Source organism: Actinoalloteichus sp. GBA129-24 (assembly GCF_001941645.1).
Classification (GTDB): domain Bacteria; phylum Actinomycetota; class Actinomycetes; order Mycobacteriales; family Pseudonocardiaceae; genus Actinoalloteichus_A; species Actinoalloteichus_A fjordicus.
In genome coordinates, this window is sequence record NZ_CP016077.1 from 5,828,044 (window position 1) to 5,842,700 (window position 14,657).

The 14,657-nt window shown below is 70.6% G+C and carries 14 protein-coding genes and 1 tRNA gene; 6 read left to right on the forward strand and 9 right to left on the reverse strand.

Annotated elements, in window-relative coordinates; all coding sequences use genetic code 11:
- Positions 1-175: 175 nt before the first annotated feature.
- Complete coding sequence (locus UA75_RS24945) at positions 176-1,393, reverse strand: DUF418 domain-containing protein (RefSeq protein ID WP_075742338.1); 1,218 nt, start codon at positions 1,391-1,393, stop codon at positions 176-178.
- A gap of 690 nt (positions 1,394-2,083) precedes the next feature.
- On the opposite strand from UA75_RS24945, the gene UA75_RS24955 reads away from it, so the two are divergent.
- Together UA75_RS24955 and UA75_RS24960 are read left to right on the forward strand one after the other, a co-directional pair.
- Positions 2,084-2,605, forward strand: a complete 522-nt coding sequence (locus UA75_RS24955; protein WP_075742340.1) for a PadR family transcriptional regulator — start codon at positions 2,084-2,086, stop codon at positions 2,603-2,605.
- Positions 2,602-3,237 (forward strand): GyrI-like domain-containing protein, encoded by a 636-nt coding sequence (locus tag UA75_RS24960; RefSeq protein WP_075742341.1) that lies wholly within the window; start codon positions 2,602-2,604, stop codon positions 3,235-3,237. The genes UA75_RS24955 and UA75_RS24960 overlap by 4 nt, the downstream gene beginning before the upstream one ends.
- Positions 3,238-3,323: 86 nt before the next feature.
- Here the strand turns inward: UA75_RS24960 and UA75_RS24965 are convergent, their stop codons facing one another.
- The 5 genes from UA75_RS24965 to UA75_RS24985 all read right to left on the reverse strand — a co-directional run bounded on the left by UA75_RS24965 (position 3,324) and on the right by UA75_RS24985 (position 8,204).
- On the reverse strand, positions 3,324-3,959 hold the full coding sequence (locus UA75_RS24965; RefSeq protein ID WP_075744178.1) for a response regulator: 636 nt from the start codon (positions 3,957-3,959) through the stop codon (positions 3,324-3,326).
- Positions 3,956-5,236, reverse strand: a complete 1,281-nt coding sequence (locus UA75_RS24970; RefSeq protein ID WP_075742342.1) for a sensor histidine kinase — start codon at positions 5,234-5,236, stop codon at positions 3,956-3,958. The genes UA75_RS24965 and UA75_RS24970 overlap by 4 nt, the downstream gene beginning before the upstream one ends.
- A 4-nt stretch (positions 5,237-5,240) precedes the next feature.
- Complete coding sequence (locus tag UA75_RS24975; RefSeq protein WP_075742343.1) at positions 5,241-5,981, reverse strand: ABC transporter permease; 741 nt, start codon at positions 5,979-5,981, stop codon at positions 5,241-5,243.
- Positions 5,982-5,991: 10 nt separating this feature from the next.
- Positions 5,992-6,900 carry an ABC transporter ATP-binding protein gene (locus UA75_RS24980; RefSeq protein WP_075742344.1) on the reverse strand — a complete coding sequence of 303 codons (909 nt, stop codon included), beginning with the start codon at positions 6,898-6,900 and terminating at the stop codon, positions 5,992-5,994.
- Positions 6,901-7,148: 248 nt separating this feature from the next.
- The gene (locus UA75_RS24985) at positions 7,149-8,204 is read right to left on the reverse strand and encodes a saccharopine dehydrogenase NADP-binding domain-containing protein (protein ID WP_232251122.1); all 1,056 of its coding nucleotides are present in this window, start codon (positions 8,202-8,204) and stop codon (positions 7,149-7,151) included.
- Between the two features lie 80 nt (positions 8,205-8,284).
- On the opposite strand from UA75_RS24985, the gene UA75_RS24990 reads away from it, so the two are divergent.
- Positions 8,285-9,220 (forward strand): helix-turn-helix domain-containing protein, encoded by a 936-nt coding sequence (locus tag UA75_RS24990; RefSeq protein ID WP_075742345.1) that lies wholly within the window; start codon positions 8,285-8,287, stop codon positions 9,218-9,220.
- 463 nt (positions 9,221-9,683) lie between these two features.
- Here the strand turns inward: UA75_RS24990 and UA75_RS25000 are convergent, their stop codons facing one another.
- A complete protein-coding gene (locus UA75_RS25000) occupies positions 9,684-10,505 on the reverse strand; it encodes a helix-turn-helix transcriptional regulator (RefSeq protein WP_075742347.1) in 822 nt (273 codons plus the stop codon).
- A gap of 102 nt (positions 10,506-10,607) precedes the next feature.
- On the opposite strand from UA75_RS25000, the gene UA75_RS25005 reads away from it, so the two are divergent.
- The gene (locus tag UA75_RS25005) at positions 10,608-11,333 is read left to right on the forward strand and encodes an SDR family oxidoreductase (protein ID WP_083683581.1); all 726 of its coding nucleotides are present in this window, start codon (positions 10,608-10,610) and stop codon (positions 11,331-11,333) included.
- On the forward strand, positions 11,327-11,758 hold the full coding sequence (locus tag UA75_RS25010) for a hypothetical protein (RefSeq protein WP_198042854.1): 432 nt from the start codon (positions 11,327-11,329) through the stop codon (positions 11,756-11,758). The genes UA75_RS25005 and UA75_RS25010 overlap by 7 nt, the downstream gene beginning before the upstream one ends.
- A gap of 312 nt (positions 11,759-12,070) precedes the next feature.
- On the opposite strand, the gene UA75_RS25015 is transcribed toward UA75_RS25010, so the two are convergent.
- Entirely contained in the window at positions 12,071-13,225 is a 1,155-nt protein-coding gene (locus tag UA75_RS25015) for an epoxide hydrolase family protein (protein ID WP_075742349.1), read from the reverse strand.
- A 226-nt stretch (positions 13,226-13,451) separates the two neighbouring features.
- Between UA75_RS25015 and UA75_RS34135 the strand changes: the two genes are divergently transcribed.
- On the forward strand, positions 13,452-14,414 hold the full coding sequence (locus tag UA75_RS34135; protein ID WP_075742350.1) for a helix-turn-helix transcriptional regulator: 963 nt from the start codon (positions 13,452-13,454) through the stop codon (positions 14,412-14,414).
- Positions 14,415-14,475: 61 nt separating this feature from the next.
- Here UA75_RS34135 and UA75_RS25025 read toward each other — a convergent pair.
- Positions 14,476-14,548: transfer RNA gene (locus tag UA75_RS25025), tRNA-Asn, on the reverse strand.
- Positions 14,549-14,657 lie beyond the last annotated feature (109 nt).

The window sequence follows — 14,657 nt, forward strand, 5'->3', positions numbered from 1 at the left end:
CATAGCGGCGTGATGGTCGGCGGAAACCGCTTCGGAGGTCAGCAGACACCCGGCCGTAACGGCACAGTCAAACGTCGCCGTGGTGATTCGGTTCACAGATCACGCCGGAAGGTCATCGATGCGGCGCCGCCGTCGGAGCCCGACGGCGACGGTGCATGCCAGGTGTCCGGCCTGGTCAGGACGAGACGGGCGTCGCGATGGACCGACGTCCGCGATAGGCGAGGGCGCGCAGCAGCCACTCGGCGGGTCCGCGCCTGCCTGCGCGTTCGAGCAGGACGGCGAAGGCCATCGAGACGAGCCACGCCGCCACCGCCACCAGCGCGGCCTGCCACTCGTCGAGGACGCCGCCCAGCCCGAGGCCCCAGGCGGACAACAGCGGCGCGAAGATCACCGACTGTAGGAGGTAGCAGGAGAGGGACCGCTTGCCGACGGCCGTCAGGCCACGGACCAGCCGGCCGGGCGTGCGTGTCGTCGCGAAGCGTGCGGCGAGGAGAGCGAACAGCGCCGCATAGCCGAGTGCGGCGAACAGCCCGGTCAGCGCATGGAGCAGGATTGGGGACCACTCTGGCAGGTCCCAGACTCCGTGGTGCACGAGCACGGAGGGCACCGCGCCGAGCCAGCCGACGGAGATGCCGACGATCGCGGTGCGTCGGAGCAGCGGTCGGTGGGTCTCCGGTGATTCGAGCACCCGACGACGCGCGCAGACGATCGCCAGGAGCACGGCGATCGGCACGACGAGGCTCAGCACGCCCTGCGCGACCGCCAGGGTGAGCCAGAACAGGAATCGAGACGTGATCGAGTCGACGTAGGAGGTCATCGCGGCTAACTGCGGCAGCGCGGCCTCGGCCATGTCGAGAGATTCCGGGGCGGTCATCCCGGCCAGCGACACCAGTGCCGTGACGATCGCGAGGAGGCTGCCGAGCGCGATGATCCACCTGCGCAGAGTCCGGTCGGTGCGCCGCAGGAACAGCCAGACCACGATGAGGCCGATGAGACCGTAGGCGCCGACGACGTCGCCCTGCCAGAGCAGCGCCGCGTGCACCGCGCCGAAGACGATCATCCAGAAGTGACGGAGCTGGAGCAGCCGCCGCGCGGACTTCTCCTCGACGCCTGCCGCCGCCTGCCTCAGGTAGAGCTGCCAGATGCCGTATCCGAAGAGAAAGGCGAAGAGCGGATAGCTTCGCCCGTCGATCGCGACGATCGCGATGGTCTGCCACACCACGTCGAGGCCGGTCGCATCAGGCCGGTGGACGCTGCCGAGCGCGGTGGGCTCCCCGTAGAGGAACCAGGGAACATTGGCCAGCGCGATGAACAGGAGCATGAGTCCGCGGGCGAGGTCCGGTGCGATGGCCCGGCTCAGTGGCGGAGTCGGATGGTCGTGCGTCGTCGTCATCGTGGTCCTTCTCGTCTGAACGAAGCTGTTCTACCTGCGGCGTATGGGGTCCGGGGGTATCCCGGCCGGGCGAGTTCGTCGCGGGCGGCCCGGCTGATCGGCCGTCGCCGACGGGAGGCCGGTGCGCGGCGTTCGGGGATCGCGGGCGAGTCGAGGGACGAGCGCATCGGCGGTGAACTCCGCGACCGGGATCGGGCTTGCCGCACTCGCTGATCTGCCGGAACCCACGTGGCGAGGTCGGGCTGGCGCTGACGCTCGTCCGCTTCGGCGGCCCGTCCCCCGCGACCATCCGCCATCGGCCGCAGGCGAGAATTCGTGACCGCCTTCACCTGATCGTCGATCTCCACAGCACAGCGCACAGCAGGCAGGCCCGCTCGTCCGACGAGAAGCCCGTCGACGGTCAAGAGTACTGATCTGCGGTCGTCGTGGTCGACGGAAGTGATCTCTGCGGCCCGGCGCACGGCACCGACCGTCGTCGTGGGCAGGATTCGGCATATCCGACCTGCGGCTCTCGCCGCCACGGCGCGGACCCGGTGGCCCCGCTCGGGTCGAGCCCTCGTCTCGCGTCTCCAGTCGCACCCACGGCCGCCTCCGGAGGCCGCCGGCGTCCTGAGCTGCCAGAACACCCCGGGAACGATCACGAGGGCACCCCGACCCGCCGACATCTATTCTAGCGCTAGAATAACGGGTGTGGAGCTGACCCCGTCCGAGCTGACCGTGCTCGGCCTGATCATCGAACGCCCGCAGCACGGCTACGACCTGGAACGGGTCATCGAGCGGCGCGGTGTCCGGCAGTGGACGGACATCGGGTTCTCGTCGATCTACTACCTGCTCACCAAGCTGGAGGGCCGAGGGCTGGTCCACGTACCGGCGGCTCCCGTCGCGGCGAGGTCTCGCCGCGTCTTCCACGCCACCGGCGCAGGTCGAGAGGCGGCGGCACGCACCGCGCTCGCCCTCGTCACCGAGCTGCATCCCGTCCCGAGCCCGTTCCTGGTCGGCGTCGCCAACCTGCCGCTGCTCTCCGCGCCGGAGTACGCCCAGGCGTTGCGGGCGCGTCTCGCCCAGGTCGACGCCCGCATCACCGCCGTTCGGCAGGCCGAGCAGGCGCCGGTCCCCCTCGCGTCCCCGGCACGCGAGGTCTTCTCCTACGCACTGAGCCTTCTCGAGGCAGAGAGGTCGTGGCTCGCCAGCCGAGTCGGAGGAACCCGATGACGAACAAGACTGACTTCACGAAGAGTCTCGACTCCTACCAGGCGAAACGCGGCGAGTTCCGGATCGTGGCGGTACCAGACCTGCAGTACCTCATGATCGACGGGCACGGCGACCCGAACACCGCACCGGCGTTCGCCGAAGCGGTCGAGGCGCTCTACCCGGTGGCCTACAAGCTGAAGTTCGCCAGTAAGCGCGACCATGGACGGGACTACGTCGTCACCCCGCTGGAAGGCCTGTGGTGGGCGACGGACATGGACTCGTTCACGACGACGCGGGACAAGTCCCGCTGGGACTGGACCTTGATGATCATGACGCCGGACTGGATCGACCAGGACATGTTCGCCGCCGCCGTGGCGCAGGTCGACAAGAAGAAACGACCGGCCCGGCTCGGCGAGATCCGACTGGAGACCCTGTCCGAGGGCCGGTGCGTGCAGACGCTGCACGTGGGTTCGTTCGACGACGAGACCGAGCTGCTCACCAGGATGCATGACGAGTTCATCCCGGCCAACGGGCTGCGCATGGTCGCCAAGCATCACGAGATCTACCTCAGCGACGCCCGCAGGGTCGCACCCGAGAAGCTGCGCACCATCCTCCGCCAGCCGGTCGTCGCCGCAGCCGTCTCGGACGAGTAGCCGCTGGCTGCGCAGCAATGCCTCGCCGGTGAGCTGCGGCGGACCGGGCGTTCACGGCGCACGGCTCGGGTGATCGGGCGTCCCGATCACCCGTCGCCCCGCACGGTCAGGTAGCCGCGGGAGAACGCGGTCGCCACCGCAGCAGCCCGGTCCTTGACACCGAGTTTCGCGTACACGTGCAGCAGGTGTGTCTTCACGGTCGCCTCGCTGATGAAGAGCTGCCGTGCCGCCTCGCGGTTCGTCGAGCCCTTGGCAATCAGCTCCAACACCTCCAGTTCGCGCTGCGACAGCAGCTCGGTGGCGGGCCTGCGCATCTGACCCATCAGCCGGGTCGCGACTGCGGGGGCCAGCGCCGCCTGTCCCCGCGCGGCCGCCTCCACCGCACGGAACAGCTCCTCCCTCGGCGCGTCCTTCAGCAGGTAGCCGGTGGCGCCCGCCTCGATGGCGGGCAGGACGTCGCTGTCGGTGTCGTAGGTGGTGAGCACGAGCACGCGGGCGGGCACACCGCGCCGGGCCAGCTCCTTGATGGCGGCGACGCCGTCGACCCTCGGCATCCGCAGGTCCATCAGGATCACGTCGGGCTGGAGTCGTTCGCCTGCGGTGACGGCCTCCGCGCCGTCGCAGGCCTCGCCGAGGACGCCGAAACGCGGATCGGCGCCGAACATGCCGCGCAGGCCGTCCCGCACCACCGGGTGGTCGTCGACGATCAACAAAGAGATCACGAGCCGCACCCGGCCGGGATCGCAGGCACCGACGCCGAGATCGCGGTGCCGCCGCCGGGTTCCGACTCGATGTCGAGCCTGCCCGCGAGGCGTTGCACCCGCTGCCGCATGCCCGCGAGCCCGAACCCACCGCTCGCCGAACCGCCCGCAGGCCTGGCGTCGGGATCGAATCCCCTCCCGTCGTCGCGCACGTCCAGGGTCACCAGGTCCTCCATGTAAGACAGGGTCAGGCCGACGCGGCCCGCGTTCGCATGCTTGGCCACGTTGGCGAGCGCCTCCTGCGCGGCACGCAGCAGCGTCACCTCGACGTCGGCATGCATCGGCCGAGGGTCGCCGGTGGTGGTCAGCATCGCGTCGATGTCGTTGGCCTCCGACCAGCGGCGGGTCACGTCGCTGATCGCGTCCGCGAGCCGGGCGTCGGCGAGCAGCTCCGGCCCCACCGCGTGGACGGTCCGGCGGGCCTCGGTGAGACTCTCGCGAGCGAGATTCATCGCGTTCGTCATGTGACGGTTCAGCGTCGACGGCTCGTCCGTCGTCTGCTCGGCGGCCTGGAGCTGAGTGAGGATGCCCGCGAGACTCTGCGCCAGCGTGTCGTGGATCTCCCGTGCCATCCGCTGCCGTTCGTCGAGCACGCCTGCCTCCCGGGCCTGGACCAGCAGCTGAGCCTGCAGGCCCGCGTTCTCCTCCAGCGCCGCCGCCAGCTTGACGTTGGCCTCGTGCAGCTCGGCGAGCGCGCGCTGCTGCTGGTCGTTACGGCGATACCCCAGCTCGGCGAAGTGGAAGAACGACGAGGCCAGCACCAGCGTGATGCCGAAGAGCGCCGCCCACTCCCACCAGCCGTTGCCGTCGATCTCGGCGATGCCGCCCACGTACGACACGGCCGCGATCATCGCCGTGACGGTGACGCCGAGGTACCGCCAGCGGCCGTGCAGGAAGAGGAACGCATGAACGTAGCCGACGAAGGCGAAGATGCCGTACCACGGCGCGATCGCCGTCAGGCTGCCCGCGAGGACCGTCAACCCGGCGTAGTACAGGACCGTCGACGGGCCGTTCCGCCGCCCCCTCGCCTGCACCACGTCGAACCAGACCAGCCAGAGCGCGGTGAGCAGCGCGAGGCCGAGCACGAGCGGCCCGGGTACCGGCTCACCCCAGACCGGTTGCAGCAACGTGACGACGGTGCTGGCCGCCAAGAGGAGGTACGGAAGGACGCTGATGACCACGATCTCCCGGCGTTCCTCCCGGTCGAACTCCGCACGCAGCTCGGCCTCGATGCTCAACGACCTACTCCCAACGGAAATACCGCGCGGCCAGTCCGCCTGCCACGATCGTCCACCCCAGCATGACGACCACGTGCAACAGTTGCGGCCAGTGCCCTGCCGCGGCGTCCTGCAATGACTGCACGCCCGCCCCCAACGGGCTGAAGTCGCTGATCGTCCGCAGGAGGTCGTTCATCGAGTCGCGTGGCACCCACAGGCCTGCGAAGAAGGCGATCGGGAAGAACAGCACCAGCCCGATCGCGCTGGCGCTCGTGCTGCTCGGCGCCAGCGCGGCCACGAGCAGCCCCACCGCGAGCATCGCCAGCGCCGCCAGCAGATAGACCACCGGGTAGGCGAGCAGTTGCCTCGGCAGGTTCACCTCGAAAGCCACCCTGCCGACGGCGACCACGACCAGCATCGTCACCACGGACATGATCGTGCACATCAGCAGGTGCGCGCCGAGCATCAGCGCGGGCTTGACCGGGGTGGTCCGCATGCGCCGCAGGACGCCCTTCTCCCGGTACGCGGCGAGCTGCTGGGGCAGGCTGACGAGTGCCAGGGTGGCGATCGCCAACGCGACGAGGATGGGCGTGTACACGTCGATCGGCCGCGCCCCGCCGAGATCGGCGGAGGCCTCGCGAAGCGACGGGATCGAGCCGAGGATGACGAGCAGGATCGGGGGGAAGCCGAGCACGAAGATCATGCTGATCGGCTCCCGGAAGAACAGTCTGGTCTCGGTGGCGGTGAGTCGGAGCAGGGGCGGCATTGCGGTCTCCTCAGACATCGACGGGGTGGCCGGTGAGCGCGACGAACGCGTCGTCCAGCGAGGCCTGCTCGACGCGGAGGTCGGCGGCGATGACCTGGTGCCGGGCGAGCACGGTGGTCACGGCGTGCAGCAGGTTCCCGCTGCCGGTCACGACGAGCTGCCCGCCCGCCCGCTCGACCGACGCGACCTCCGGCAACGCGGTCAGCACGGCGTGATCCAGCGGCACGGACGGTCGGAAGCGAATCCGCTGCCGGTCGTTGACCCTGGAGACCAGTCCGGCCGGGGTGTCGAGCGCGACGAGACGGCCCGCGTCGATCACGGCCAGCCGGTCGCAGAGCCGCTCCGCCTCCTCCATGAAGTGTGTGACCAGCAGGACCGTCACGCCCCGGTCGCGGATGCCCTCGATGAGGTCCCACGTGTCGCGGCGGGCCTGCGGGTCGAGACCGGTGGTGAGCTCGTCGAGCACCGTCACCTTCGGACCGCCGATCATCGCGAGCGCGATCGACAGCCGCTGCTTCTGCCCGCCGGAGAGCCGACGGAACTGCGTGTCCAGTCGGTCGGTGAGCCGCAGCGCCTCGATCAGTTCGCGCCAGTCGACGGGGGCGCGGTAGAAGGAGCTGTACAGCTCCATCGCCTCGCCCACCTTGAGCTTGGCGGGCAGCTCGCTCTCCTGGAGCTGCACGCCGAGCAGCTGCCGCAGCTCACCGGTGTCCCGTCTCGGGTCGATGCCGCAGACCCGGACGCCCCCGCCGTCGGGGGTGCGCAGGCCCTCGATGCACTCGACCGTGGTGGTCTTGCCCGCCCCGTTGGGCCCCAGAATCCCGAATATCTCGCTCTGCTCGACGGTGAAGCTGACGCCCTTGACCGTGGTGTGATCGCCGTAGCGCTTGACGAGGTCGGTCACCTCGATGATTGCCATACGTCGAAGCGTGCCGCCTGCCCGCGATGCGTCACATCGACTGCGCGGTCAGGCCGATGCCGGGTTCGGTGGATGCCGCCATCCACCGATCGGTTGGTGCCGGGGTCGGCAAGGCGGGCAGGGGTCGAGGTCGCGCCGGGGCCGTCTGCCTGCTCGAGACGTCGCGGCCTGCCCCGACCGATGTCGATGCGCGTGCAGGCGAGCGCCGCCTGCACGCACCGCGCGCCATGCCGCGCCACTCGCCGTGCTCAGCCTCGGGGCAGGTCGACCGTGACGTGCGCGGCCAGCGCGCGCAGGAAGTCGGGTGCGTCGAAGAGCCTGCCCGCCGAGGCGACGCCCGTCGTGCGAGTCCGCCCGGAGAGGATGCGGTCGACCGCCTCCACCGCCAGCGGGGCAGTGACGGCGTAGATGTCCTGCCCCCGCGCGGCCGCCCGTCGCCGGGTGTCGCCGGAGCGGACGATCACGTCGACGAGGAAGGTCTGGGCGGATCGACCCCGCTCGTCGACGGGGACCGGGCCGGCCGGGTCTGGCACCGACAGGTCCTTCGCCGCGTCGACGGCCATGTACGTGCGCACCTTGGGGACCGACAGATGGCTGGGGATGGTGACGACGTCGGTCATCGTGAACCCGCCGAGAACGGGCCGCACCCCGAGCGGAGCGGGGAAGTCCCAGTCCAGGACCGGCGACGCGTCGTCGTGGTAGGCCAGTTCGCCTGCGGTGTAGCGGACGCCCCTGCCGTTGCGCCGCTCCCGCGAGACCCTGCCTGCCGCGAGGGTCCCGGCAGTGGGATGCCAGCTGCTCAGGCCGTAGGCGACGTGCACCTCGTCGGCGGCCGTCCAGTCGCCCATCGCCGTGGTGGCCAACAGATCGCCGAGACCGCCGTAGAAGGCCATCGCGGGGAGCACGACGGTGCCCGCCTCGCGGGCCCGGTCTCCGAAGTGCGCGAACGCGTCGATGTTGGCCTCGATCTCGGCCGACACGTCCACATACGGGATGCCCGCGCGCAGGGCGGCCTCGATCACCTGGGCAGCGGTGGCGGCGAAGGGCCCGGCAGCGTTGATCACCGCTGCCGCTCCGGCGAGCGCGCGATCGAGCGCGGCCGAGTCGTCGACGGACGCCTGCCGAGCGTCGAGTCCGGGGTGTTCCGCTGCCAGCGCATGCAGCCGCTCCGCGTCACGTCCCGCCAGGAGCGGGACGAACCCTCGCTCGCGCAGCTCGGCCACCACGAACCGTCCGGTGTGCCCGTAGGCGCCGAACACCGCGACCGTGTGACCCGATTCCCGCTGTTCCGCGGTCATGCTCATGTGATCCACGGTGAGAATCGTGGCCGAGGGGAGCAGGCGCCACGAGTGTCTTGAACGCCGTCATGCGTACAGTTTCGGACATGAGCACGATCGCGGTGGCCGTTGCCGACGGGATGCGGCACTTCGAGCTGTCGGTGGCGTACGAGATCTTCGGCGCCGACCGGACAGGGCAGGCCGACGCCTGGTACGACCTCGTGATCTGCGGCTCGGGCCCAGTGCGGCTCGGCCGGTTCCGGCTGGAGCCGGACGGCGGGCTCGACCGGTTGGCCTGCGCGGACACGGTGATCGTTCCCGCACTGGCCGACGCCGACGAGCCGCCGCCCGCCGACCTCGTCGACGCGGTGCGCACGGCCCACGAGGCGGGCGCGCGAACGGTCTCGCTGTGCACGGGGGCGTTCGTGCTGGCCGCCGCAGGCCTGCTGGACGGCAGGCGCGCCACCACGCACTGGGCCCACGCCGGGGCGCTCGCCGCCCGCCATCCCCGCGTGACAGTCGACCCGGACGTGCTCTACGTCGACGACGGCAGCGTCCTCACCTCGGCGGGCAAGGCCGCAGCGGTGGACCTGTGCCTGCATCTGGTCCGCTCCGACCACGGCTCGGCGGTCGCCAACACGATCGCCCGCAGCCTGGTCGTGCCGCCGCACCGGACCGGCGGCCAGGCCCAGTTCGTCACCGCCCCGGTGCCGGCCCGAGACACGCACCCGCTCGCCCGGCTCCTCCCCTGGGCGGCACAACGGCTGGAGCATCCGCTGACCGTCGCGGATCTCGCCCGCCAGGCGAACATGAGCTCACGCAACCTCGGTCGCCATTTCCGATCCGCGACCGGCACCACCCCGCTGCACTGGCTGTCGACGCAACGAATCCGCCGCGCCCAGGAACTGCTGGAAACCACCGACGACGGCATCGACGCCGTCGCAGCGGCGGTGGGCATGGGCACGGCGGCCACCTTGCGCAGGCATTTCCACCGCACGGTGGGCGTGCCGCCGGACGCCTACCGCCGCACCTTTCGCAGCTAGGTCGCCACCCGCGAGATCCGCCCCGCGGCGATGCTCGCCGAGCGCAGCCGGCTCGTCAGCCGCGCGGCAGGCTCGGCGCCGATCACCTCGGGGATCACGCCGCGTCAGCCGCCTGCCGGCGGGCGCTTCTTCCGCGCCGCCGGACGTCACCGGGCGCGTCAGGTCTCACCGGACCGGACGTCAGCAGCCTGCCCGAACCGCCCGACAGCCCGAACTGCCCGAGCCGCTCGGCTGCCCCGCGATACTGCGCAGGCGTCGCCGTCGGATGCCTCGCCGGTCGTGGCGCGGTTCGGTGCCGGACCTGCTTCCGAGTCCGCCCCGCACCGCAGGCTGGTCGTCGCGGGTCGGCACCGAGTTCACGAACCGCACCCCGCCGGGATCACCGGCATCGACGCGGAGAGGTCAGCACCGCCGTCAGGTGCAGGCTCGGCGGCGAGTCCGCCCGCGAACCACAAATCACGAATCACAAGGCGAATCGTTGAAGCCCGGTGACGCGGAGAAGTTCCAGCGCCGATGCCGTCGCCGTGCCGGGTGCAGCCGAGTAGATGAGGACGGTCTGATCACCCTCGGGCTCCCGGAGCACGTCGACGTCCAGGGTCAGCATGCCGACTTCTGGATGCACGCGGGTCACGCAGGCGGCGCGCAGCCGCCCGGAGCGGCCCGCTCGCCACAGACTGTCGAAGCGGGCGCTCCCGCCACGCAGGTCGGCCACGAGTCTCGCGAGGTCGGGATCATCGGGGTAGCGGGCCTGCGCCGTCCGCAGGCAGCCGACGCAGTCGGCGGCCGCCGAGGTCTCCGTATCGGGATTCGGGCCGAGAAACCGCTGCCAGATGAGATTGCGTCGCGCGGTGGGCAACTCGGAGAAGTCGCCGAGCAGGGCGGCGCCGAGCGGGTTCCAGGCGAGCACATCGGACTTGGCCGACAGCACGAGGGCGGGCAGGTCGGACATCCGGTCGAGCAGGCGCAGCACGCTCGGCCGGACCAGCATCGGAATCCGGCCTGCCTGCGGCGGTTCCGCGCCCGCGAGCCGGAACATCATGTCGCGGTCATCGTCGCCGAGCCGCAGCGCCCTCGCCAGCGCGCCGAGTACCTGCGTCGACGGTCTCGGCCCCCGGCCCTGCTCGAGCCGGATCACATAGTCGACGCCCAGACCCGCCAGCTGGGCGACCTCCTCCCGACGGAGCCCGGGGACCTGCCTGCGCAGGCCGGTGGGCAGGCCGACGTCGGCGGGTCTGACTCGTGATCGCGCAGTGCGCAGCACCGCGGCCAGTTCGGCTCTGTCCACGCACCCATCGTGCCGGCGGAGCGGCCCGTTCGGGGTGGTACCGGCGGTCCCAGGCCACCTCGGTCCTGGCGTCGGCGCCTCATCATCGGCGACGCTGGCAGCGTGTCGACGAACAAGATGACGACCGCCCTGGTGACCGGGGCGAACAAGGGACTGGGACGCGAGACCGTGCGCAGACTCGCGGCCGCGGGCTGGGACGTGTTCCTCGGTGCGCGTGACGAGGCACGCGGCAGGAAGGCGGCGGCGGAACTGGCCGACGACGGCGTGACGGTGCGGTTCGTCCCGCTCGACGTGACCTCCGACGAGTCCGTCGCCGCGGCCGTGGACACGGTGCAGGCCCATGCCGGGCGGCTGGACGTGCTGGTGAACAACGCGGGCGTCGGCGGGCCGCCGAACCCGCCCGCCGAGGTGCGAGCCGACGATCTGCGGCAGCTGTTCGAGGTCAACGTGTTCGGCCCGGTCCGAGTCACGAACGCCTTCCTGCCGCTGCTGCGGGCCGCCGAGAAACCCCGGATCGTCATGGTGTCCAGCGGGATGGGGTCCTTCGCGGTCTCGAACGACCCGCGTTGGTTCGGGCTGGTGCCGCCGACACTCGGCTATCCGGCGTCGAAAGCGGCGTTGAACATGATCACCAGCCAGTATGCCCGTGCGCTGGACGGAGTCCGGATCAACGCCGTGGACCCCGGCTACACCGCGACCGACCTCAACGGCCACACGGGCACCCAGACCGTGTCCGAGGGGACCGACGCGATCGTCCGGCTGGCCGGCCTCGGCTCGAATGAGCCGACCGGCGGCTTCTTCAACCGCGAGGGAGTCGTTCCGTGGTGACGACGCAGGAAGAGCACACCGGTGATGTCGTCCTGTCGCTCGGGCTGCATCCGAGTGCGGTCGATTTCAGTCTCCACCCGGAGATCACCGAGGAGACGCTGACGGCCCGGCTCGCCGCAGGCGAGGCGGCGATCCGAGCAGCGGGGTTCGACCTCGTGCAGTGCCTGGTAGCGGCCGACGAGGCCGAGGCCGAGCGCACGATCCGGCAGTGCGTCGCCCGACGAGCAGTCCACGTCGTGATGATCGGTGCGGGCCTGCGCGTTGCACCGGAGCACACGCTGCTGTTCGAACGGGTCGTGAATCTGCTCAACGAACTCGTTCCCGGCATCGTGTTCTGCTTCAACACCTCGCCGGAGAACACCATCGACGCGTTGCGGCGGCACGCACGGCCCGGCAGCGGTCACGACGGCATGGGACCGCGCTGACCTGCGACCACGCTGACGGGTGCGCGCCTCGGTGCGCACGCGGCCGTCGAGACGCCGACGGCCGCACCCGTTCGCGACCGGCCGGCTGCCATGGCAGTCCGCTTGCCGCACCGCTCGCCGTGACCTTCGGACACCGATCGAGGCCGCCCACGTCGCGCGCGGACCGGCCCGGATCGGGACGAAGCTCAACAGCATCAGGTGGGGAATCGAGTCCGACGCGCGACCGCAGGCACCGGCGTCGAAGGCCTGCGGGATTCGAGGGTCCGGCAGGCGCAGGCATCGCGATGCCGGGGTCTGCCGGTCGGCCCCGCCTCAGGCAGCACGCAGGGTGCGGAAGAACGCCCGGACGTCCTCGACGAGCAGATCAGGAGCCTCCATCGCCGCGAAGTGGCCGCCCCGGTCGTACTCGGTCCAGCGCACGACGGTGTGCTGCTGCTCGGCGACGGCCCGGATGGTGACGTCGCCGGGGAAGAGCGCACAGGCGGTCGGGACGCCGGAGTCGGCCAGCTCGGCACCCCAGTGCGTGGACTCCTTGTAGATCCGAGTCGAGGACGCGAAGGTCTCGGTGAACCAGTAGATCATCACGTTGGTGAGCAGCGCGTCCCGGTCCACCGCGTCCTCCGGCAGTTCCTTCGCCGGGTTCGAGAAGGTCTTGAACAGGTCGACGATCCAGCCCAGCAGCCCGACCGGCGAGTCGTGCAGGCCGAAGGCCAGCGTCTGCGGACGCGTGGACTGGATCGCCGCGTAGCCCCCGACCTCCTCGAAGCCGCCCTGCTCCGCCAGCCTTCGCTGATCGGCCTCGTCCCATCCGCTGGTGTCCTGGTCCCAGCCGCCGATGGTGAGCAGGCCGTTGACGTGGACGCCGACGACGTGCTCGGTGGCGATTCGGCCGATCTGCGGGCCGACGAGCGAACCGAAGTCGCCGCCCTGCGTGCCGTAGGAGGTGTAGCCCAGCCGAGCCATCAGCGCGGCGACGACCTCCGCGTGGCGTTCACTGCCGCTCTGCCCCGCCTCACGGGTGGGCCCCGAGAAGGCGAAGCCCGGCGGCGAGGGGATGACCAGATGGAAGGCGTCGGCGGGATCGCCGCCGTGCGACCGGGGGTCGGTCAGCGGGCCGATCACGTCGAGGAACTCGACGAAGGACGCCGGCCAGCCGTGCATCATCACCAACGGCAGCGCGGCAGGCTCGGGAGAACGAATGTGCAGGAAGTGGACCTGCTGCCCGTCGATCTCGGTGATGTACTGCGGGATCTCGTTCAGCGCCGTCTCCTGCGCCCGCCAGTCGTACCCCGTCCGCCAGTACTCCACGAGCCCTCGCAGATAGGAGACCGGCATCCCGTGGTCCCACCCCATGCCCGGCAGTTCGTCCGGCCAGCGGGTGGCGGCCAGGCGGGCGGACAGGTCGTCGAGTCGATCCTGCGGAACGTCGATGCGAAACGGGCGGATCTCGGGGGTAGGAGTCGTCATGGCGGCGACGGTAGAACGGCGTTAGAGCCTGTCTTTGATCCCCCTCCGTCGTGAGCGGGGATCAGCGTGGATGAGCTGCAAGGCGGAGGAAGGAGACATAACGGAGTTATGTTGACTGACGACAACGCCGCAGATCGCCGCGCTGGCCCCGCGCAACAGGAAAGTGGGGATCAAAGACAGGCTCTGAGGACCGGATCGCTCCTATGTTCCTGCGAGGATCGACGGCATGTTGGAGACCTCCGCCCGCCTGCTCAAGCTGCTGTCCCTGCTGCAGGCACGCCGCGACTTCTCCGGTGCCGAGCTGGCCGAGCGGCTGGGGGTCAGCCGCCGCACGGTTCGCCGCGACGTCGAGCGGCTGCGGGACCTCGGCTATCCCGTGCACGCCAGCCAGGGCATCTCGGGCTATCGGCTGGGTGCAGGCGCCGCGCTGCCGCCGCTGCTGCTGGACGACGACGAGGCGGTCGCGGTGACCGTCGGACTGCGCACCTCGGCGGAGAACTCGGTGGCCGGCATCGAGGAGAGTGCCCTGGGGGCACTGGCGAAACTGGAACAGGTCCTGCCGTCCCGGCTGCGCCACCGCGTCGCGGTGCTGCACTCGACGACCATGCGGGTGGGCGATACTTCCGGCCCGCAGGTCTCCTCGCAGACTCTGATGGCCGTGGCCGACGCCTGCCACCGACGCGAGCGGCTGCGCTTCGATTACGCAGGCCCGCGTGGCGGGGTGACGATCCGGACGGTCGAGCCGCACAACCTCGTCAGCTTCAGCCGGCGCTGGTACCTGGTGGCCTTCGACGTCGATCGGGACGACTGGCGTGCCTTCCGCGTCGACCGGCTGACGCCGCGCACGCCGACCGGGCCCTCGTTCCCCCGCCGGACCCCGCCGCACGGCGACGCCGCGACATATCTGACGCACCGGCTGTCCGCGCGGACCTGGCCCTGTCAGGCGACGTTCACGCTGCACCACGCGGCCGAGGCCGTCGCGGACCGGATCTGGCCGGGAATGGGCGTCGTGGAGGCGGTCGACGAACGCAGCTGCCTCTTCCACGTCGGCGGCGAGACGGTGGCGGACCTCGTGTGGATGATCACCTCGGTACGGGTCGACTTCACCCTCGTCACCGGCCCCGCCGAGCTGCCCGACGCGCTGCGGGCACAGGGTCTGCGCTGTCTCCGGGCCGTCGACGCGCCGTGATCGTCTCGGCCCCGGCCGCAACGACGAAAAACCCCAGGCCGGCGGCCTGGGGTGAGTGAGGCTCCTCCGGTTGGACTCGAACCAACAACCCTTCGGTTAACAGCCGAATGCTCTGCCAATTGAGCTACGGAGGAAGGTTATTCAGTTCTCTCGCCGGACTTCAAGTCCGACGAGACATACTCTAGCGCACCATCGGAACCGGTTTTCACCACCCCTCGGTTGAACACCTCGCGATGCGGGAAC